Source organism: Salinicola endophyticus, assembly GCF_040536835.1.
In the GTDB taxonomy this organism is placed as follows: Bacteria; Pseudomonadota; Gammaproteobacteria; order Pseudomonadales; family Halomonadaceae; genus Salinicola; species Salinicola endophyticus_A.
The window spans coordinates 2,142,528-2,159,837 of record NZ_CP159578.1 but is presented as its reverse complement, the minus strand read 5'-3'; the positions used below and the strand labels follow the sequence as shown (position 1 = coordinate 2,159,837).

20 protein-coding genes are annotated in these 17,310 nt (G+C 66.1%); 5 read left to right on the top strand and 15 right to left on the bottom strand.

Annotation, left to right across the window (positions count from 1 at the left end; all coding sequences use genetic code 11):
• Positions 1–2 precede the first annotated feature (2 nt).
• From ABV408_RS09730 to ABV408_RS09720, 3 genes are read right to left on the bottom strand one after another with little or no spacing between them, the layout of a single operon-like run.
• The gene (locus ABV408_RS09730) at positions 3–977 is read right to left on the bottom strand and encodes an NAD(P)-dependent oxidoreductase (RefSeq protein ID WP_353982186.1); all 975 of its coding nucleotides are present in this window, start codon (positions 975–977) and stop codon (positions 3–5) included.
• A gap of 47 nt (positions 978–1,024) precedes the next feature.
• Positions 1,025–1,843 (bottom strand): IclR family transcriptional regulator, encoded by an 819-nt coding sequence (locus ABV408_RS09725; protein ID WP_353982185.1) that lies wholly within the window; start codon positions 1,841–1,843, stop codon positions 1,025–1,027.
• The gene (locus tag ABV408_RS09720; protein ID WP_353982184.1) at positions 1,843–2,940 is read right to left on the bottom strand and encodes a D-2-hydroxyacid dehydrogenase; all 1,098 of its coding nucleotides are present in this window, start codon (positions 2,938–2,940) and stop codon (positions 1,843–1,845) included. Before ABV408_RS09720 ends, ABV408_RS09725 begins: the two co-directional genes overlap by 1 nt.
• A gap of 326 nt (positions 2,941–3,266) precedes the next feature.
• Between ABV408_RS09720 and ABV408_RS09715 the strand changes: the two genes are divergently transcribed.
• Positions 3,267–4,031 (top strand): glucose 1-dehydrogenase, encoded by a 765-nt coding sequence (locus tag ABV408_RS09715; RefSeq protein WP_353982183.1) that lies wholly within the window; start codon positions 3,267–3,269, stop codon positions 4,029–4,031.
• 121 nt (positions 4,032–4,152) lie between these two features.
• Positions 4,153–5,166: an L-idonate 5-dehydrogenase gene (locus ABV408_RS09710; protein ID WP_353982182.1), complete on the top strand. Its 1,014-nt coding sequence runs from the start codon at positions 4,153–4,155 to the stop codon at positions 5,164–5,166.
• Positions 5,167–5,269: 103 nt separating this feature from the next.
• Here the strand turns inward: ABV408_RS09710 and ABV408_RS09705 are convergent, their stop codons facing one another.
• From ABV408_RS09705 to ABV408_RS09655, 11 genes are all read right to left on the bottom strand, one after another.
• Positions 5,270–6,028, bottom strand: coding sequence for a YciK family oxidoreductase (locus ABV408_RS09705; RefSeq protein ID WP_353982181.1), 759 nt, complete (start codon positions 6,026–6,028; stop codon positions 5,270–5,272).
• A gap of 131 nt (positions 6,029–6,159) precedes the next feature.
• Positions 6,160–7,008, bottom strand: a complete 849-nt coding sequence (gene ybgF, locus ABV408_RS09700) for a tol-pal system protein YbgF (protein ID WP_353982180.1) — start codon at positions 7,006–7,008, stop codon at positions 6,160–6,162.
• Positions 7,009–7,026: 18 nt separating this feature from the next.
• Entirely contained in the window at positions 7,027–7,542 is a 516-nt protein-coding gene (pal, locus tag ABV408_RS09695) for a peptidoglycan-associated lipoprotein Pal (RefSeq protein ID WP_353982179.1), read from the bottom strand.
• Between the two features lie 48 nt (positions 7,543–7,590).
• On the bottom strand, positions 7,591–8,901 hold the full coding sequence (gene tolB, locus ABV408_RS09690) for a Tol-Pal system beta propeller repeat protein TolB (RefSeq protein WP_353982178.1): 1,311 nt from the start codon (positions 8,899–8,901) through the stop codon (positions 7,591–7,593).
• Positions 8,902–8,912: 11 nt separating this feature from the next.
• A complete protein-coding gene (gene tolA / locus ABV408_RS09685) occupies positions 8,913–10,076 on the bottom strand; it encodes a cell envelope integrity protein TolA (protein WP_353982177.1) in 1,164 nt (387 codons plus the stop codon).
• Positions 10,077–10,085: 9 nt separating this feature from the next.
• The gene (tolR, locus tag ABV408_RS09680) at positions 10,086–10,529 is read right to left on the bottom strand and encodes a protein TolR (protein ID WP_035473426.1); all 444 of its coding nucleotides are present in this window, start codon (positions 10,527–10,529) and stop codon (positions 10,086–10,088) included.
• Between the two features lie 14 nt (positions 10,530–10,543).
• Positions 10,544–11,221 (bottom strand): protein TolQ, encoded by a 678-nt coding sequence (gene tolQ / locus ABV408_RS09675; RefSeq protein WP_207035503.1) that lies wholly within the window; start codon positions 11,219–11,221, stop codon positions 10,544–10,546.
• A 25-nt stretch (positions 11,222–11,246) separates the two neighbouring features.
• Positions 11,247–11,657: a tol-pal system-associated acyl-CoA thioesterase gene (ybgC, locus tag ABV408_RS09670; RefSeq protein ID WP_035473430.1), complete on the bottom strand. Its 411-nt coding sequence runs from the start codon at positions 11,655–11,657 to the stop codon at positions 11,247–11,249.
• Positions 11,654–12,685: a Holliday junction branch migration DNA helicase RuvB gene (gene ruvB, locus ABV408_RS09665; RefSeq protein WP_353982176.1), complete on the bottom strand. Its 1,032-nt coding sequence runs from the start codon at positions 12,683–12,685 to the stop codon at positions 11,654–11,656. The genes ybgC and ruvB overlap by 4 nt, the downstream gene beginning before the upstream one ends.
• A gap of 6 nt (positions 12,686–12,691) precedes the next feature.
• Positions 12,692–13,297, bottom strand: coding sequence for a Holliday junction branch migration protein RuvA (gene ruvA, locus ABV408_RS09660; protein WP_353982221.1), 606 nt, complete (start codon positions 13,295–13,297; stop codon positions 12,692–12,694).
• 90 nt (positions 13,298–13,387) lie between these two features.
• Complete coding sequence (locus ABV408_RS09655) at positions 13,388–13,786, bottom strand: nuclear transport factor 2 family protein (RefSeq protein ID WP_353982175.1); 399 nt, start codon at positions 13,784–13,786, stop codon at positions 13,388–13,390.
• A gap of 259 nt (positions 13,787–14,045) precedes the next feature.
• Between ABV408_RS09655 and ABV408_RS09650 the strand changes: the two genes are divergently transcribed.
• The 3 genes from ABV408_RS09650 to zapE are packed head-to-tail and all read left to right on the top strand — an operon-like array spanning position 14,046 to position 16,632.
• Positions 14,046–14,636, top strand: coding sequence for a GNAT family N-acetyltransferase (locus ABV408_RS09650; RefSeq protein ID WP_353982174.1), 591 nt, complete (start codon positions 14,046–14,048; stop codon positions 14,634–14,636).
• On the top strand, positions 14,633–15,517 hold the full coding sequence (locus tag ABV408_RS09645; protein WP_353982173.1) for a carbon-nitrogen hydrolase family protein: 885 nt from the start codon (positions 14,633–14,635) through the stop codon (positions 15,515–15,517). Before ABV408_RS09650 ends, ABV408_RS09645 begins: the two co-directional genes overlap by 4 nt.
• Positions 15,518–15,567: 50 nt before the next feature.
• Positions 15,568–16,632, top strand: a complete 1,065-nt coding sequence (gene zapE, locus ABV408_RS09640) for a cell division protein ZapE (protein ID WP_353982172.1) — start codon at positions 15,568–15,570, stop codon at positions 16,630–16,632.
• Positions 16,633–16,687: 55 nt separating this feature from the next.
• Here zapE and ruvC read toward each other — a convergent pair whose 3' ends face one another.
• A complete protein-coding gene (gene ruvC / locus ABV408_RS09635) occupies positions 16,688–17,230 on the bottom strand; it encodes a crossover junction endodeoxyribonuclease RuvC (protein WP_353982171.1) in 543 nt (180 codons plus the stop codon).
• Positions 17,231–17,310: the final 80 nt, after the last annotated feature.

The window sequence follows — 17,310 nt, the reverse complement described above, 5'->3', positions numbered from 1 at the left end:
GTTCAGGGCAGGCGATCCAGTTCAGCGATGTAGCGCTGGGTGACGCACAGATCCTGGTCGCCCAGCCCGCGCGCGCCAAGGTCGTCGAACAGCCGCGAGAGCGTTGCCAGCTGTGGCGTCACTACCCCGCCGCGGTCCGCCTCGTCGCGCGCGAAGGCGAGATCCTTGATCATGTAGCGGGCAACCCCCGTGGGGGTGTAATCCTTGTCGATCAGGCGCTGCTTGCGCGCTTCCAGCAGGCGCCCACCGGCATAGCCACCGCCCAGGCACTCGAGCAGCGACGCGACGTCGAGCCCGGCTCGCTCGGCGATCACCGTTGCCTCCGACAGCGCCACCATGGTCGAGGCCACCACCATCTGGTTGCACGCCTTGGCCACCTCGCCCGCTCCCAGCGGCCCCAGATGCACGGGGGTACCCAGGCTCGCCAGCAGCGGCCGCGCCGCCTCGAAGAGCGGTACCTCGCCGCCGACCATGATCGACAGCCGCCCGGCGTCGGCGCCATCGGTACCCCCGGAGAGCGGCGCGTCGAGCAGGCGGATACGCCCCGCGCTCGCCTGCTCGAGTTCGGCAGCCAGCTCGCGCACGCCCTGGGGTGACGAGGTGGAGCAGATCACGATCAGCAGCGCCTCGCCGGCACCGGCGACGATGCCCTGATCGCCCCACAGCAGCTCGCGCAGCGGGTCGAGATCGGGCAGCACCGTGATCAGTACGTCGCTGGCGGCAGCCAGCGCCCGCGGCGTCTCCGCCAGTTGGGCGCCGGCAGTGATCAGCGGCGCCAGCTTGTCGGGCGAGCGCCCATACACGCTCACCTGCGCAGCCACCCCGGCGGCCAGCAGATTGCGCGCCATGGGCATGCCCATGTTGCCCAGGCCGAGCATGCCGACCCGGCGCTTGCCGGGCCGGGCGAAGGCGGCCTCGAAGCTCGCCGCGGTGTCACTGAGAGCGTCAGCGGCAGCGGAATCGGTGGAAGACGGCATGGTGTTGACTCCTCGAACAGTGAATGGCTCGACCCAGCGACGACTGCTCAGCGCCCGGCGTCGCGGGCACCGCGCATGGCGGTATCGTGGGGGTCGGCGGCCAGGTTCATGGGGTTGGCGATACGCCGCGCCATGGCATCCAGCGCCGCCACGGCGTCCGCCTCCAGCGCGTCGTTACAACGCTCCTCCATCAGTGAGGTGCCAAGGGCATAGGCCTGCTCGCCGCTGTACTGCGGCGCCACCACCAGCGCCAGCCCGCGTACCCCGGGAAAGACCTCGCCCAGGTCAAGGCCGTAGCCGCGTTCGCGCACCCGGGCGATCTTGGCCACCAGCGCCTCGAGGTCGGTGACCGAGCGCTCGGTCCAACCCGGGCGAGTCGCCGGGTCGGCGAAACGCCGCCGAATCTCGGCATCGTCGAGGCGCGCCAGCAGCGCGTTGCCCACCGCGGTGATCGAGGCCGGAAAGCGGCTGCCGATGCTCGCGGTCATGCGCAGCGGCATACGCCCGGCATGGGCGGCGAGATAGAGCACCTCGGTGCCGTCGAGCACCGCCAGCTGGCAGATTTCGTCGTGCAGCAGTGGGGTCTCGTTGCACGCTTGGTAGAACGCCTGGACCGGATCGACGCCGCGCAGATAGGCGCCTCCCAGCTCGACCAGACGTCGCCCCAGGCGGTAGCCGCCGGCACTGCGTGCGATCAGCCCCTCGGCCTCCAGCGCCAGACAGATGTTGAACAGCGACGAGCGCGCCACCGACAGCTGCCGCGCCATCTCGCTCGCCCCCAGTGCGGTGTCACCGGCCTGCTCCAGCAGCGCCAGCACGCGAATCGCCCGGGTCACCGCCGGGCTGCGCTCGGCCTCTCCCGCCATCAGTAGAACTCCACCGTATCGACGCGATTACGCAGCGGCTCACCGTCGAGATAGCGCCGGGCGTTGTCGACGAAAAGCTCGGCGATCAGACGATCCTCGGCGGCGTTGAGCGCCGCGGTATGTGGGGTCAGTAGCACATTGGGCAGATCCCATAGCGGCGAGTCGGCGGTCAGCGGTTCGCTGGCGGTGACATCGAGTACCGCCAGGCCCAGATGCTCGGCGCGCAGGGCCTCGATCAGCGCCGGCTCGTCGACCACCGTGCCGCGGCCGACGTTGACGAAGGTGGCGCCCGGGGGCAGCGCGGCGAGGAAATCCGCATCCACCAGCTTGTCGGTGGCGGCGGTGCCCGGCAGCGAGCAGACCACGGCGTCGGCGCGTGCCGCCGCCGCGTGCAGCGCTTCCGGCGCCACGATCTCGTCGACGTGGTCGACCGCCCGGCCATGGCGCGAGACGCCGATCACCCGCGCGCCCAGCAGCGACAGCTTGCGCGCCACCTCGCGGCCGATCCCGCCGAGCCCCAGCAGCAACACGGTCTGTTCACTGACCTGTCCCATCGCCCAGCGTCCGCTCCAGTGGTGCGCGCGCTGCTGGGCCTGGACCCGTGGCAGCTGCTTGGCCCCGGCGAGTACACCGAACAGCGCGTACTCGGCCAGCGGCCCGCCGTGCACCCCGGCCGACGTAGTGAAAGCGACCCGGTCGAGCTGCTCGCGGGAGAGTTGCGCCGCTTTCACCTGGCCACCGCCACCGGCTGCCATCAGATGGACCCAGCGCAGGCGCGGGTTGGCCGCGACCACGCGCGCCAGCGCCGCCGGGTCGAGATCGGGAATGCCGTAGAGTACCTCGGCATCGGCGAGCAGCGCCTCGAAGCGCGCCTGGGCCTCGGTGCTGCGCTGAAAGCTGGGGTCGCCGGCGAAATCCGCCGGGTGGCGCATGGGCGGCAACAGCGCCTGATCACGGATCAGCTCGAGACGCGGCTCGCGGGCTTCGATCATGGCACACAGCGTCTCGCTCAACGGCGTGGCCACCGCCACTCTCAGCCTGTGGCTCGCCGATGGGTTTGCGTCACGCCCCGCCCCCGGCGCTGGTGTCTGCTGCATGGCTCGCTCCTCGTGTCGTGTCGGTCCGCGGTCTTGGCTTTACGGTCTTGGTTTTAGGGTCTTCGGCGCGCGGCTCTCGGTCCCCTCTCCGGGCGCCAGTCTGGCTGTCGCGAGCGCGACCATTGTCCAATGAGCTGAACGTCGTTCAGCGGACTGTACAATGCTAGGCTATCGACGTAACCCCGCCTTTGGTCGCGGTCTGGTTCGAGTATCTCGTCACAGGCAGTCCGCCTCCCGGTGCTTGAACCCGGGGGCGCAATCCGGGTCTGATGGCGGATCACAGGATGTCTGTACATGTCGCTAAACACCGCATCGGGAGACACTGCATGAAGCTTTTCGATATCAGCGGCCGCCTGGCCCTGGTGACCGGCTCGTCACGGGGATTGGGATTCACCCTGGCCCAGGGGCTGGCACGCCAGGGAGCGCGCGTGATCGTGCACGGGCGCCAGGCCGAGGCGGTGACGCGTGCCGCCGAGGCGATCCGCGCCGAGACCGGTGCCGACGTCGACAGCGTGACCTTCGATGTCACCGATAGCGCCGCCGTGCGCGAGGCGCTGGATGGGCTGACGGCGCGCCTGGGCACACCGGATATCCTGGTCAACAACGCCGGGCTCCAGCGGCGAGCCCCGTTCACCGAGTTCGATCCCGCCGACTGGGATGCGGTGCTCGCTACCAACCTCTCCAGCGCCTTCTATGTCTCGCGTGCGCTGGCTGAGCGCATGTCGCAGCGCGGGTCGGGCAAGATCGTCAATATCGGTTCGGTGCAGTCGCAGCTGGCACGCCAGACCATCGCCCCCTATGCCGCCTCCAAGGGCGGCGTGGTGATGCTGACCAAGGGCATGGCCGCCGACCTTGCGCGCTTCGATATCCAGGTCAACTGCATCTCGCCGGGCTACTTCAAGACCGACATGAACACCGCCCTGTGGCAGGACGAGGCCTTCAACAGCTGGGTGGAATCGCGCACGCCGGCCCAGCGCTGGGGTAACGTCGAAGAGCTGGTGGGTACGCTGGTCTATCTCTGCTCGGACGCCTCGGCCTTCGTCTCGGGCCAGAACATCTTCGTCGACGGCGGCATGACCTCGGTGGTCTGAGTCTCGAAGGCCTACGAGCCGACCGCCGACGATCTGGCTGTCGAAAGCCTGATTCATTCATCACCGCCGGATGCCGGGCATCGCACCGGGGCCGGCGGCGTCATACAGGAGCAACAAGGGCATGAAAGCGCTGGTGATACACGGCAAGCAGGATCTGCGAGCAGAGGCCTGGGACACCCCGGAACCGGGCGACGACGAAGTGCGCGTGCGCATCGCCTGGGGCGGCATCTGCGGCTCCGATCTGCACTACTACCACGAGGGCGCCAACGGTGCTTTCGTGGTGCGTGAGCCGCTGATTCCGGGGCATGAGCTCTCCGGCACGGTGGATCTCGACCCCAGCGGAGCGCTGGCTGCGGGCACCCCGGTGACCTTCCACCCGGCCACCTTCGGCGAGTGCCAGCCGGGGCTGGAACAGCACCCGCACCTGTGGCCACGCGGCGGCTATCTGGGGTCGGCCTCGACCACGCCGCACACCCAGGGGGGAATGAGCGAGTATCTGGTGGTCAAGCGCAGCATGATCCGCACCCTGCCGGCGACGCTGCCGCTCAAGCGCGCGGCACTGACCGAGCCACTGGCGGTGGCGCTGCACGGCATCCGTATCGCCGGCGGCGTCGAGGGCAAGCGCGTGCTGGTCTGCGGTTCAGGGCCGATCGGCCTGCTGGTGGCCGCCGCGGCGCTGGCCAAAGGCGCGAGCGAGGTCACCGCCACGGATGTCTGCGAGGGGCCGCTGGCGCGGGCGCGGGCACTCGGTGTGCACGCCACCGTGCGCATCGGTGAGGCGGAGCCAGCGGCAGAGGCGTTCGATGTGGCGCTGGAGTGCTCGGGCGTGCCCGCGTCGATCGATGTCGCCATCCGTGCCGTGCGGCGTGCCGGCGTGATCGCCCAGATCGGCATGATGGGTGCCGGTTCCCAGCCGCTGGAGCTGGCGACGCTGATCGCCAAGGAGATTCAGCTACGGGGCTGCTTCCGCTTCAACGACGAGGTCGACGAAGCGATCGAACTGCTCGACCGGGATGCGCGCTTCGATCAGGTGATCACCCATGAACTCGCCGCCGATGACGCGGTCGAGGCGTTCACGATCGCCAAGGATGCCCAGACCTCGGGCAAAGTGCTGGTGCGGTTGTGGCCAGAATGAGAGTGAGAGCGAGAATGAGAGAGAATGGCTAGCATGATTGGCCAGCGAGGGAACGGTCAGGCTGCGTCATCGGCGTGACACCACCTCTGTCCACCGCAGCGGCTCACTGCCGCGGCGGCTGGGCGTCGAAGGCTTCGCCAGTGGTGCCGCGACTCTCGCGGCCCATCAACCAGAGGTAGGTGGGCATGATCGATTCCGGCGTGGGCACCCGCTGCGGGTCTTCCTGGGGATAGGCCGCACGGCGCATGGCGGTGCGCGTACCGCCGGGGTTGATCGAGTTGAAGCGTAGCGCCGAGTCGCGATACTCGTCGGCGAGAATCTGCATCAGGCCCTCGGTGGCGAACTTGGACGTCGAGTAGGCGCCCCACTCGGCACGCCCGCGCCGTCCCACGCTGGACGAGGTGAACACCACCGAGGCGTCAGTGGACGCTTCGAGCAGCGGCAACAAGGCCTGAGTCAAACCGAGACTGGCGGTGAAGTTGACCTGCATCACCTGTGCCCAGACCTCGAGATCGGAGTCAGCGACCGACTTGCGCTCCCCCAGCAGGCTGGCATTGTGCAACAGACCGTCGAGCCGCCCGAAGGCCTGTTCGAGCTTGGCCGCGACGACCCCGAAGTCCTGCGCCGTGGCGCTCTCGAGATTGAGCGGGAAAATTGCCGGCTGCGGTGCCTTGGCCGCCTCGATGGCGTCATACACCGTTTCCAATCGGCTCAGGCTACGCCCGAGCAGCACCACGGTGGCACCGTGCCGGGCATAGGTCATGGCCGCCGCACGTCCGATGCCGGCGCTCGCCCCGGTAACCAGAATCACCTTACCCGTGAGCAGATCTGCGGGCGCCTGATAGTCGCTATGACAAGGCATGGTTCATCTCCTCCTGGTTCTGGTGATAGGCGATCGCACTCGCTAACGCCGAGGCGCGCGGGGGCGGCAAGTCACCGAGTCGCCGACCATCGGCCCGGCCGCCTCGCGCCTCTGGCCGGCATGAATCTACGTCAGTTGCCCAGCTGGTTGAGAAAATCCCCAGCCATCTGCGCGGCGCTACTCTTGGGGTAGTCGCTCTGTACGCGCTTGAGCAGCTCACGGCTGCCCTGGGTGTCGCCCTGACGCGCTTTCAACAGCCCCAGCTTGTAGAGCGCATCGGGTACCTTGCTGCTCTGCGGGTAGTCGTCGATGACGGTGTTGAAGGCGGTGGCGGCAGCGTCGAGCTGTGACTGCGCCGAGTAGAGTTCACCGAGCCAATAGTGAGCATTGGGGATCAGACTCGACTGCGGATAATCGGCGATGAAGCGTTTGAACGAACTGATGGCAGCGTCGAACTGGCGCGCCTGTACCTGCTGGAAGGCGGCCTGGTAGGCATCACGTCCATCACCGCTGCCACCTGCTGCCGGTGCGCTGGCACCGCTGTCAGCGGTCGTGGCGCTGGCTGCACCGGCGCTGCCGCCTGCGGCCCCGCTATCTCCGGCCCCACTGTTTTCGGTGACCTGGCTCGCCGCGCCGGTGTCGACGCTACTGCCCGACATGTCACCACCATTGCCGCTCCCGCTCCCCGAGAGACGGTCATCGAGATCGAGATACTGCTGCTGAGTCTGCTGCTTCAGCTGCTCGAGCTGATAGCGCAGCTCCTCGACCTGCCCGCGCAGCTCTTGGATCTGCTGGCGGTTGTCCTGTAATTCGTTGAGGATCGTCAGGGTGCCGCCGCCGCTTTCGCGTGCCTGCGTCTGACTGTAGAAACCGCCGGACGACTGACCGGTGAGGTCATCCACGACCGGCTGCTGAGCCCATACGGACAGCGGGAGCACCAGGGCTCCCGCGCCGCACAGTCTTTTCAGACCGTGTTTCATGCTGATCTCCGTCGACTATTACTTGTAGTCGAACACGACGCGACGGTTCTTCGCGTAGGCTTCTTCGGTGTGGCCCTGAACGGCAGGACGCTCTTCACCGTAGCTGACGATGGAGATCTGCGACGGGGATACGCCCTGGACGGTCAGGTACTGCTCGACCGACTGCGCACGACGCTCGCCGAGGCCCAGGTTGTATTCACGCGTGCCGCGCTCGTCGGCATAGCCTTCCAGCGTCACGTTGACGTTCGGGTTGGCCATCAGGTACTGGGCGTGGCCGCGCAGCACGGATTCGAACTCCGGACGGATTTCGTCGCTGTCGAACGCGAAGTAGATCGTGTCGACGCTGGGACGCTGCTGGTTGGCGTTCATCTGCGAACCGTTTGCGCCTTGACCGGAGGTCATGCCCTGGCCGGACATGTTGCCGGAGGTGCCATCCATGTTCCCTTCCTGGGTGCCGCCGCTGCTGGAACAGCCCGCAACCACTGCCAGTGATAGCGCGACCGCTAGCGTCTTGGCGTAAGTCTTGAATTGCATTGTCATCTCCTTGCTCGGATGTCGAATGACACAGTCGACTTTCGTCGTTTAGTTCAAATATGGTGACCATGCGGGTTCCCGCACGTCACCTTGTTGTGAGGGCAGCCGGAAGGACGCGCGTCCATCGGAAGAGACTGCCCCCAACACCCCTTGCGACCCTTGTTGCGTCGCGAAGATTACCATGGTGCCGTTCGGTGCGACACTAGGTGATTCATCCCAACGTGTATCAGTCAAGACTGTTACACGGCTGGTGTCCAGGTCCTGTTTTGCGACGTGAAAACCATTCTCGTCGCGGGTGATCATGAACAGCGCCTTGCCGTCCGGCGAGAAACGCCCATCGGAGTTGTAGCTGCCGGTGAACGTGACGCGCTGAGCCTCGCCGCCGCTGGCCGGCATGCGATAGAGCTGGGGTGCGCCGCTACGGTCGGACGTGAAGATCAGCGAGCGGCCGTCCGGCGACCAATCGGGCTCGGTCTCGATGGCGCGGTTGTTGGTCAAGCGGGTGAGCTGACGCGAGGCCAGATCCATCACGTAGATTTCCGGCTGGCCATCCTTGGACAGCGACATCGCCATCTTGCGCCCGTCCGGCGACCACGCCGGCGCGCCGTTGATACCCGGGAAAGAAGTCAGGCGCAGGCGCTCGCCGGTGGCCACGTTCTGCACGTAGATGGCGGAGTTGCCGGACTCGAAGGAGACGTAGGCGAGTTTGCTGCCATCAGGCGACCAGGCCGGCGACAGAATCGGGTCGTCGGATGAAAGCACCTGCTGGGCATTGTAGCCATCGGCATCGGCGACGTAGAGCGCATAGCGCGCGTTGTCACCGCTGCCCGAGGCCGCGACATAGGCGATACGGGTCGAGAAGGCACCGCGAATGCCGGTGATCGCTTCGAAGATCTGGTCGCTGATGTAGTGGGCGCTGGCGCGCAGATCGCTGGCGCTGGAGGTCACCGTTTCGCCGAGCATGCGCTTGCCGCCGGCGATGTCCATCAGTTCGTACTGGATACGATAGTCGCTGCCCTGGGGCTCGATCTTGCCGACCACCAGATAGCGCGCGTTGACCCGCTTCCAGTCATCGTAGAACACGTCCTTGCTGCTGCTCGGCAGCGAGATCAGCGCGCTGCGGCTGAGCGGCTCGAACTGACCGCTGTGCTCGAGGTCATCGCTGACGATCTGCGCCACATCCTGAGGCAGACCGCCCGCCCCCTGGGACTCGAACGGCACGATGGCGATCGGAATCGCCTGGTCGCTGCCGCGGGTGATCTCGATGGTGAGATTCTGTGCCTGGGCGTTCGCCGCCAGGCACAGCGCGACGAGCGATGCCAGCCAGGCAGCCGCCAGTCGTCGCAAGCTTTGAGACATCCGTTGTTTCATCACTGTATATCCCCGGGTGTGAACTTGAGATTGAAATCGCGGAACCGTCGCTGCAGTCCGGCATCCAGCTGCTGCAGCTCACGGAACGGTGCCGCCGCCTCTACCGCCTGCGTCGCCGAGCGGTCGAAACTGGGGTTGCCACTGCTGCGGGTCACGGTCGCCGCGAGCAGCTCCCCTGACGGCCCCAGCCGCACTCTGACCTGCGTTACCAGCGAACCATCGGCGTTGGGTGGCAGGTGCCACTGATCCTCGACCGCACGCTTGACCAGATTGATGAAGCTGTTGGAGGCCTGATTCGACTGCTGCGCATTGGCAATACGCTCCTCTTCGTTGGCAATCGAGTCATTGAGCGCATTCTGGCTTGCCGCCTTGGCTGCGGCCTCGGCCTTTTTCTTGGCTTCCGCTGCGGCCTTCTTCTTGGCCTCTTCCGCCTGACGTTTCTTCTCCGCCTCGGCCTTCTTCTTGGCTTCCTCGGCCTGGCGCTTCTTCTCCGCCTCGGCTTTCTTCTTGGCCTCTTCTGCCTCGCGCTTCTTCTCCGCCTCGGCTTTCTTCTTGGCCTCTTCTGCCGCGCGCTGCTTCTCGGCCTCGGCCTGCTTCTTGGCTTCTTCCGCCTCGCGCTGCTTCTCGGCCTCGGCTTTCTTCTTGGCCTCTTCGGCCTGGCGCTGCTTCTCGGCCTCGGCCTGCTTCTTGGCCTCTTCGGCCTTCTGCTTCTGGATCTGCACCTGCCGCTGCTGCTCGGCTTCCGCTGCCTTTTGCTGACGTGCCGCTTCGGCGCGCTCCGCGGCTGCCTGTTCGGCCGCCTGCTGACGCCGCTGAGCCTCGGCACGAGCAGCATCGGCCGCTGCCTGCTGTTCGGCTTGCGCCTGTGCCGCCTGCTGTTCGGCCTGCTCACGGGCGGCTTCCTGCGCCTGCTGCTCGGCAGCCTGCTGCGCGGCCTCCTCGGCCTGGCGCTTGGCCGCACGCGCTTTGGCCTCCTTGGCATATTGAGCCTTGTCGGTCGCGGTCACATCACTGACCAGCGTCGCCTGCACCACCGAAGAGGAGCTGGGGGTCGGCTCGCTCTCCGGCAGGCGCAACATCGTCAACAGCAGGGCCACAATGTGCACCCCGATCGCCAGGACGACGGGCAAGCCGTAGCCGACACGGCGCGTTCGCTTCGCCATGCTGACTCCTTACCCCTTGTTGTCACCCGAGGGCGGTTCGGAAATCAACCCGACGTTCGCCACGCCGGCCATCTGCAACGTGCTCATCAACGTCACCACCTGACCATAGGAGGCGTTCTTGTCGCCCCGGACCATGACCGGCGTGTTGGGCTTGCGCTCGAGAATCGCCACCACCTGATCACCCACGGTCTGCAGGGTCACCGGCTTGTCCTTGTCACCCAGCGAGATGTAGTACTCGCCTTTATTGTCGACCGAGACGATGATCGGCTCCTGCTCCTGGGTATCGATGGGCTCCGAGGTGACCTGCGGCAGGTCGACCTTGACGCCCTGGGTCAGCATGGGCGCGGTGATCATGAAGATCACCAGCAGCACCAGCATGACGTCGATGAAGGGGACGACGTTGATTTCGCCCATCGGCTTGCGCCGGTGGTGTCGGCTATAGGGTCCACCCATGACTCACCTCCGGCTCAGGCCGACTGACTGCTGCCGCGACCCTGCAGATTGCGGTGCAGGATCGAGTGGAACTCTTCGGCGAAATCTTCGTACTCGCCGAGCAGACGGCTGGCGATGGAAGAGAGACGGTTGTAGAAGATCACCGCGGGGATGGCCGCGAACAGGCCCATGGCGGTCGCCACCAGCGCCTCGGCGATCCACGGCGCGACCGTAGAGAGCGTGGCCTGCTGGGCCATGGAGAGGCTCTGGAACGACCCCATGATGCCCCATACGGTACCGAACAGGCCGATGTAGGGGCTTGCCGAGGCCACCGTGGCCAGCAGCGTCAGGTTGGCGTTGAGACGATCCTCTTCGCGTGACAGTGCCACGCGCTGCGAGCGCTGCACGCCATCGAGCACCGCCTCGCTGCTGCGGGTCTTGGGCATCAGCCGATTGAACTCGCGAAAGCCGGCGCGGAAGACATGCTCGGCACCCTGGGCTTCATGGTTCTCCGGCACGTCCTGATAGAGCTCGTTGAGATCGATGCCGGACCAGAAGCGCTCGTCGAACTCGCGCTGCGCCTTCTTGGCCCGCGCCAGTGCAAAGCTGCGCTGGAAGATCACCACCCAGGAGGCGACCGAAGCGGCCAGCAGCAGCAGCATGACCACCTGGACGACCAGGCTGGCGTTCATGATCAGATGGGGGATGGACATGGAGTCGTTCACGTGAATCCTCGAATCACTGGCTATGAATGTCTGGCGTCAGCACCGCGCGAAGCGCCTGTGGCCACCGCCTGGGTTTCAGGCTCTGCGTGTCGACGCATGCTATATCGACCACCGCCTCGCATAATGTATCCCCGCGATACCGCACCGCCTGGGTGAATCGCACCGAGCAGGCGGCGAGCTGCTCGACGACGGCACTCACTTCCAGCCGATCGTCGAGCCGCGCCGGGCGTGCGTAGCGACAGCTGAGGTTATGCACCACCAGCTGTACGCCCTGTTCGAGCAGCTCGCGCTGGGCAAAGCCCTGGGCGTTCAGCCACTCGCTGCGTGCACGCTCCATGAATTTCAGATAGTTAACGTAGTACACGATGCCGCCGGCGTCGGTGTCTTCGATGTACACCTTGAGCGGCAGGAGAAATTCGCTCACCCGCTCTCGCCCCCTTCGGGTGCCTGATCGTGCGGCGCCAGGCCAAAGTGGGTATACGCCGAACGGGTCACCACCCGCCCCCGCGTGGTACGCATCATGAACCCCTGCTGGATCAGATAGGGCTCGATCACGTCCTCGATGGTATCGCGCTCCTCGCTGATCGCCGCCGCCAGGCTGTCGACCCCCACCGGCCCGCCGTCGAACTTCTCGATCATCGCCAGCAGCAGCCGGCGATCCATGTGATCGAGGCCGTGGCTATCGACATTGAGCATGTTCAGCGCCTGATCGGCGATCTGCGCGCTCAGGGTGCCGTCGCCCTTCACCTCGGCGAAGTCGCGCACACGCCGCAGCAAACGATTGGCGATACGCGGCGTGCCGCGGGCGCGGCGCGCGATCTCACGCGCCCCGGCGGCGTCGGCGGGCACCCCGAGCAGCCGCGCCGAACGCGCGACGATTTCGCTCAGCTCGTCGATGGCGTAGAACTCCAGGCGCTGGACGATACCGAAGCGATCGCGCAGCGGCGAGGTCAGGAGCCCCGCGCGGGTGGTGGCGCCGACCAGCGTGAACGGCGGCAGATCGAGCTTGATCGACCGCGCCGCGGGGCCATCGCCGATCATGATGTCGAGCTGAAAATCCTCCATCGCCGGATAGAGCACCTCCTCCACCGCCGCCGACAGCCGATGAATCTCGTCGATGAAGAGGACATCACCCGGCTGCAGATTGGTGAGCATGGCGGCGAGATCGCCGGCCCGCTCCAGCACCGGGCCCGAGGTCGATTTGATATCGACCTCCATTTCGGTGGCGATGATATTGGCCAGCGTGGTCTTGCCCAGCCCCGGGGGGCCGAAGACCAGGGTGTGATCGAGCGAGTCACCGCGATTGCGCGCCGCCGAGATGAAGATATTCATCTGCTCGCGCACCCGCGGCTGACCGATATAGTCACCCAGCCGGCGCGGGCGAATGGCATGATCGGCCTGCTGCTCACCCTGTCGCGGCGAGGCTTCGATAAGACGATCGGGTTCGATCATGTCGGCTTACCCGGCCATCTGGCGCGCCAGCGCCGCCTTGATCAGGGCTTCGGTGGGCAGGCCCTCGTCGAGCCCGGACAGCATGCGCGACGCCTCGGTCGGCTTGTAGCCCAGCGATACCAACGCTGCTTCGGCATCGGCGAACGGATCCCGCGGCTTGACCACGGGCTGGCGCGGCGTCTCCAGCAGCGACCCCTGCTCTTCCTGCCAGTGGGGAAAGCGATCGCGCATCTCGACGATCAGGCGGTCGGCGGTCTTCTTGCCCACACCCGGCAGTTTGGTCAACGCCTTGCTGTCGCCCTCCATGACGCAGCCGACGAAGGCGTCGCGATCCATGCCGGAGAGGATCGCCAGGGCGAGTTTCGGCCCCACGCCATTGACCTTGATCAGCGCGCGAAACAGCTGGCGCTCCTCGTCACGCCCGAAACCGTAGAGCAGATGCGCATCCTCGCGCACGCTCAGGTGGGTGTAGAGGCGGACCTCCTCGCCCACGGCGGGTAGCGCGACCAGTGTCGTCATCGAGGTTTCGAGTTCATAACCGACGCCATTGACGTCGACCACGATCCAGGGAGGGAGCTTTTCCAGCAGGGTGCCGTGCAGGCGTCCAATCATTCCATTCAACGTCCTTTCCGTGACGGCGTCCACTATACGCATCGCCGAATCGGCTGACTAGCTGCTACATGGCCCCCTGCCTGACGATATTCAGCCCACCTGTGCCACCCACTCATTGAGGTTGTAGTAGTTGCTGATGCGCGCGACCTTGCCGCCTTTGATCTCGAAGAAGGCCCCGGCCGGCAGGACGTAGGTCTGGCCGTTGGCCGGCGGCAGGCCTTCGTCGTCGGCCAGGTACTCACCGTGCACCACGAACTCAGCAGCGGCGCGGTCGCCGGCGGCGTTCTGCATCACCACGATATCGGCCAGGCGCTCGCGGTAGCAGCGGTTCATCTTGTCCATGAAGGCGGCGAAGGTAGCCTTGCCGATCTGGCGCTCGCCCTGGTTGATGTCGTGCACCACATCCTCGTCCAGCAGGTCGAGAAAGGCGGGCATGTCGCCGGCGTTGAATGCGGCGTAGTAGGCCTGAACCAGTTCGGTGGCGGTCATGGCTAGGTTCCTTGCGTAGCGTGGTTAGGGAACCACTGCATAAATGCCTGCGCGAGCGAATCGCTGCGTTGCGTGGTACTCGAACACTCGCCTAACCCCATGTTATATCTCGTGTTCTGTGTTCCATGCGCCTTGCGCTTCATCTCGCTCGTCGATTTATTCAGCGCTTCCTTAGTGATGGGTTGGCTCGCATGATAAGTTCGCGCCTTCCAGCCGGCATAGTCGCCGGCGTCACCCTGCTGCTGGCGAACGACTCCAGATGGACATCGAACTGCTCCGGGGATCGCAGATTGCGCCCCATGTCGAAGATCTGGCGCATTTGCGGATCACGGTCTTCCGCGAATTTCCCTACCTCTACGACGGCAGCCTCGACTACGAGGCCGAGTATCTCGACACCTACGTGCGCAGCGCGGACAGCCTGTGCGTGCTGGTACGGGACGCGGGCCGCGTGGTCGGCGCTTCCACGGCGCTGCCGCTGACCGATGAAACCATGGAATTCCAGCACCCCTTCCTCACGGCAGGCTGGGATCCTGCGCGCATCTTCTACTGCGCCGAGTCGGTGGTATTGCCGGCCTGGCGCGGGCGTGGTCTGGGCGTGCGCTTCTTCGCCGAGCGCGAGGCGCATGCGCGCCGGCTGGATCGCTTCGACTGGTGCGCCTTCTGCGCCGTGCAGCGCCCGGCCGACCACCCGCGCCGGCCCGCCGACTACCAGCCGCTGGACGCCTTCTGGGCGCGCCGCGGCTATCGTCATCATCCCGAACTGCATACCCAGTATCGTTGGCGCGATCTGGACGAAACCGAGGAGTCGGCCAAGCCCATGTCGTTCTGGCTCAAGGAACTCACCTCATGATCAAGGTTGCTGCCTGCCAATATCACATCGACCTGCTGACGAGCTGGGACGTCTATGCCGAACACCTGACCGAGCTGTGCGAGGCCGCCGCCGGCCAGGGCGCCGAGCTGTTGCTGCTGCCGGAATACGCCGGCATGGTGCTCACGGGCCAGCTACCGCAGGCCCAGCGTAGCGACCTGCACGGCTCGATCGCCGGCATCCAGGCGCTGCTGCCACGCTGGCTGGAATTGTGCGAGAGCCTGGCGCGGCGGCTGCAGATCTATCTGCAACCCGGCTCGGTGGCCGTGCGGGATGACGATGGCGCCTATCGCAATCGCGCCTGGCTGTTCGGCCCGGACGGCTGCCTGGGCAGCCAGGACAAGTTGATGATGACCCGCTTCGAGCTGGAGCAGTGGCAGATAGCGCCCGGTAGCGGGCTCCAGGTGTTCGACACGGCATTGGGCAAGCTGGGTATCCTGATCTGCTATGACAACGAGTTCCCGCTGCTGGCGCGCACCCTGGCCGAGGCCGGGGTGGATCTGATCCTCGCGCCCAGTTGCACCGATACCGAAGCGGGCTTCTATCGTGTGCGTATCGGGGCCCAGGCGCGCGCGCTGGAGAACCAGATTGCCGTGCTGCAGTCGCCCACTGTCGGCCTGGCGCCCTGGTCGCCGGCGCTGGACGAGAATATGGGCCGCGCCGCGCTCTACGTCCCATCGGATTACGGCATGCCGGCCAATGGGGTGATCGCCGAGAGCGAAGTGCTGAGCCTAACGCACAGCCGCTGGCTGATCGCCGAGCTGGATCTGGCCGAGGTGCGCCGGGTGCGTGAAACCGGCCAGGTATTCACCCGGCGCGACTGGCCGAAGCAGTTCGACGAAAACCGGCGGGTGCTGCGTTGAACGCGCCAGAGACATTACCGGGCTCCCCGCGGGCTGCTTATGAGCAAGCGTTGACCGAAGGCTTCGTCGCCGATGCTGCCCAGCGCCGGGCGGTGGCAGCGCTGCAACAGTGCTTCGAGGCCGTGCATCGCAGCGAATACCCGCCCGGCGTGTATCTCTGGGGACCGGTGGGACGCGGCAAGACCTGGCTGATGGACGCCTTCTACAACGCCCTGCGTGTGCCGGCGCGGCGCCAGCACTTCCATCACTTCATGCAGTGGGTGCATCGGCGTCAGTTCCAGCTCACCGGTAATGCCGACCCACTGCGTCTGCTGGCCGAGGAGCTAGGACGCGAGGTGCGCGTGCTGTGCTTCGATGAACTGTTCGTCAGCGATATCGGCGATGCCATGTTGCTGGGTCGCCTGCTCAGCCTGGTGGTGCAGCAGCGCGTGGTGCTGGTGGCCACCTCCAATCAGCCGCCGGATCAGCTCTATGCCGATGGTTTCAACCGCGAGCGTTTCCTGCCGGCCATTGCCGCACTCGAAGCGCACATGCAGGTGGTGGCCGTGGACGGCGAGCAGGATCATCGCCTGCACCCCGGCGCTGAGGTACAGCGTTACTGGGTGCAGCAGCCCAAGGCGCTATTTGAGCTGTTCGCCCGCCTGAGCGAGGGCCAGGTGGTCAGCCATGAGCCGGTCGCACTGGGTCATCGGCGTATCGCCAATCTGGGCCACAGCCCGGCAGCGCTGTGGTGCCGCTTCAGTGAACTGTGCGAACGGCCGCTGGCCGCGTCGGACTTTATCGCGCTATGCGGGCGCTTTCCGGCCATTCTGCTTGAGGAGGTACCGCGCCTGGGCGGTGAGCCGCGCGAAGGGCGCATCGCCCGCGGCACCGAGGATGGCGCCGAACGGGTCGACGCCGGCGACAGACAGTTGCCGGCACTGTCGCGCAACGACGATGCGGTGCGCCGTTTCATCGCTCTGGTCGACGAGTGCTACGACCGCCGCGTGCCGCTGTATATCGAAGCCGAGGTGGCGCTGGATGAGCTTTACACCCAAGGCTACCTCGATTTTGCCTTCCGCCGCGCGTTCAGCCGTCTGCGCGAGATGCAGCTAGAGCGCTTCGGCCGCTCATAGCAGCGTGCCTGTCACTCGTGAATGGGACTGAGCACATTGGATTCTTCCCCGTCTCTCACTCTGGCTTGAAGTCGCGCCAACGATTGCGGCCAACGCTGCCGCTACCACGCCGGCGACTGCTGGTCGCTACCAGCCCCTGACGCGCGTAGGCATGGGTGAGCGCGATGGCCAGCGCGTCGGCGGCATCCTCGGGGGGTAACGCGTCCAGCGTGAGTAGCGCCGTTACCATATGCTGGACTTGGGCCTTTTCGGCACCGCCGGTGCCCGTAACCGCCTGCTTGATCTGGCGCGCGGCGTATTCGTGCACCGGGAGGCCGTGATTGGCGGCGCAGACGATCGCGGTGCCGCGGGCTTGGCCCAGCTTGAGCGCGGAGTCAGGGTTCTTGGCCATGAACACGCGCTCGATGGCGAACTCCTGAGGTCGATAGCGCCCGATCAGCTCGGCGACGCCGGCATAGACCTGGGCCAGCTTCTGCGCCAGATCGTCACCGGAGATACGAATGCAGCCGCTGGCGACGTAGCGTGGCCGTGTCGCGTCGACGTCGATCACGCCGTAGCCGGTAACGCGCGAGCCCGGATCGATACCCAGCAGGATCATCGCCCTGCCCTCGCCATCGCGCTTTGGCCCCTGTGCGTCATGCGGATGATCATCGCTCGCTCCGTCGTGCGCTTCATGCT

Excerpts from the sequence above, each read along its gene's own strand:
- ABV408_RS09730 (WP_353982186.1), bottom strand. The coding sequence starts at position 977 with ATGCCGTCTTCCACCGATTCCGCTGCCGCTGACGCTCTCAGTGACACC.
- ABV408_RS09725 (WP_353982185.1), bottom strand. The coding sequence starts at position 1,843 with ATGGCGGGAGAGGCCGAGCGCAGCCCGGCGGTGACCCGGGCGATTCGC.
- ABV408_RS09720 (WP_353982184.1), bottom strand. The coding sequence starts at position 2,940 with ATGCAGCAGACACCAGCGCCGGGGGCGGGGCGTGACGCAAACCCATCG.
- ABV408_RS09715 (WP_353982183.1), top strand. The coding sequence starts at position 3,267 with ATGAAGCTTTTCGATATCAGCGGCCGCCTGGCCCTGGTGACCGGCTCG.
- ABV408_RS09710 (WP_353982182.1), top strand. The coding sequence starts at position 4,153 with ATGAAAGCGCTGGTGATACACGGCAAGCAGGATCTGCGAGCAGAGGCC.
- ABV408_RS09705 (WP_353982181.1), bottom strand. The coding sequence starts at position 6,028 with ATGCCTTGTCATAGCGACTATCAGGCGCCCGCAGATCTGCTCACGGGT.
- ybgF (WP_353982180.1), bottom strand. The coding sequence starts at position 7,008 with ATGAAACACGGTCTGAAAAGACTGTGCGGCGCGGGAGCCCTGGTGCTC.
- pal (WP_353982179.1), bottom strand. The coding sequence starts at position 7,542 with ATGCAATTCAAGACTTACGCCAAGACGCTAGCGGTCGCGCTATCACTG.
- tolB (WP_353982178.1), bottom strand. The coding sequence starts at position 8,901 with ATGTCTCAAAGCTTGCGACGACTGGCGGCTGCCTGGCTGGCATCGCTC.
- tolA (WP_353982177.1), bottom strand. The coding sequence starts at position 10,076 with ATGGCGAAGCGAACGCGCCGTGTCGGCTACGGCTTGCCCGTCGTCCTG.
- tolR (WP_035473426.1), bottom strand. The coding sequence starts at position 10,529 with ATGGGTGGACCCTATAGCCGACACCACCGGCGCAAGCCGATGGGCGAA.
- tolQ (WP_207035503.1), bottom strand. The coding sequence starts at position 11,221 with ATGTCCATCCCCCATCTGATCATGAACGCCAGCCTGGTCGTCCAGGTG.
- ruvB (WP_353982176.1), bottom strand. The coding sequence starts at position 12,685 with ATGATCGAACCCGATCGTCTTATCGAAGCCTCGCCGCGACAGGGTGAG.
- ruvA (WP_353982221.1), bottom strand. The coding sequence starts at position 13,297 with ATGATTGGACGCCTGCACGGCACCCTGCTGGAAAAGCTCCCTCCCTGG.
- ABV408_RS09655 (WP_353982175.1), bottom strand. The coding sequence starts at position 13,786 with ATGACCGCCACCGAACTGGTTCAGGCCTACTACGCCGCATTCAACGCC.
- ABV408_RS09650 (WP_353982174.1), top strand. The coding sequence starts at position 14,046 with ATGGACATCGAACTGCTCCGGGGATCGCAGATTGCGCCCCATGTCGAA.
- ABV408_RS09645 (WP_353982173.1), top strand. The coding sequence starts at position 14,633 with ATGATCAAGGTTGCTGCCTGCCAATATCACATCGACCTGCTGACGAGC.
- ruvC (WP_353982171.1), bottom strand. The coding sequence starts at position 17,230 with ATGATCCTGCTGGGTATCGATCCGGGCTCGCGCGTTACCGGCTACGGC.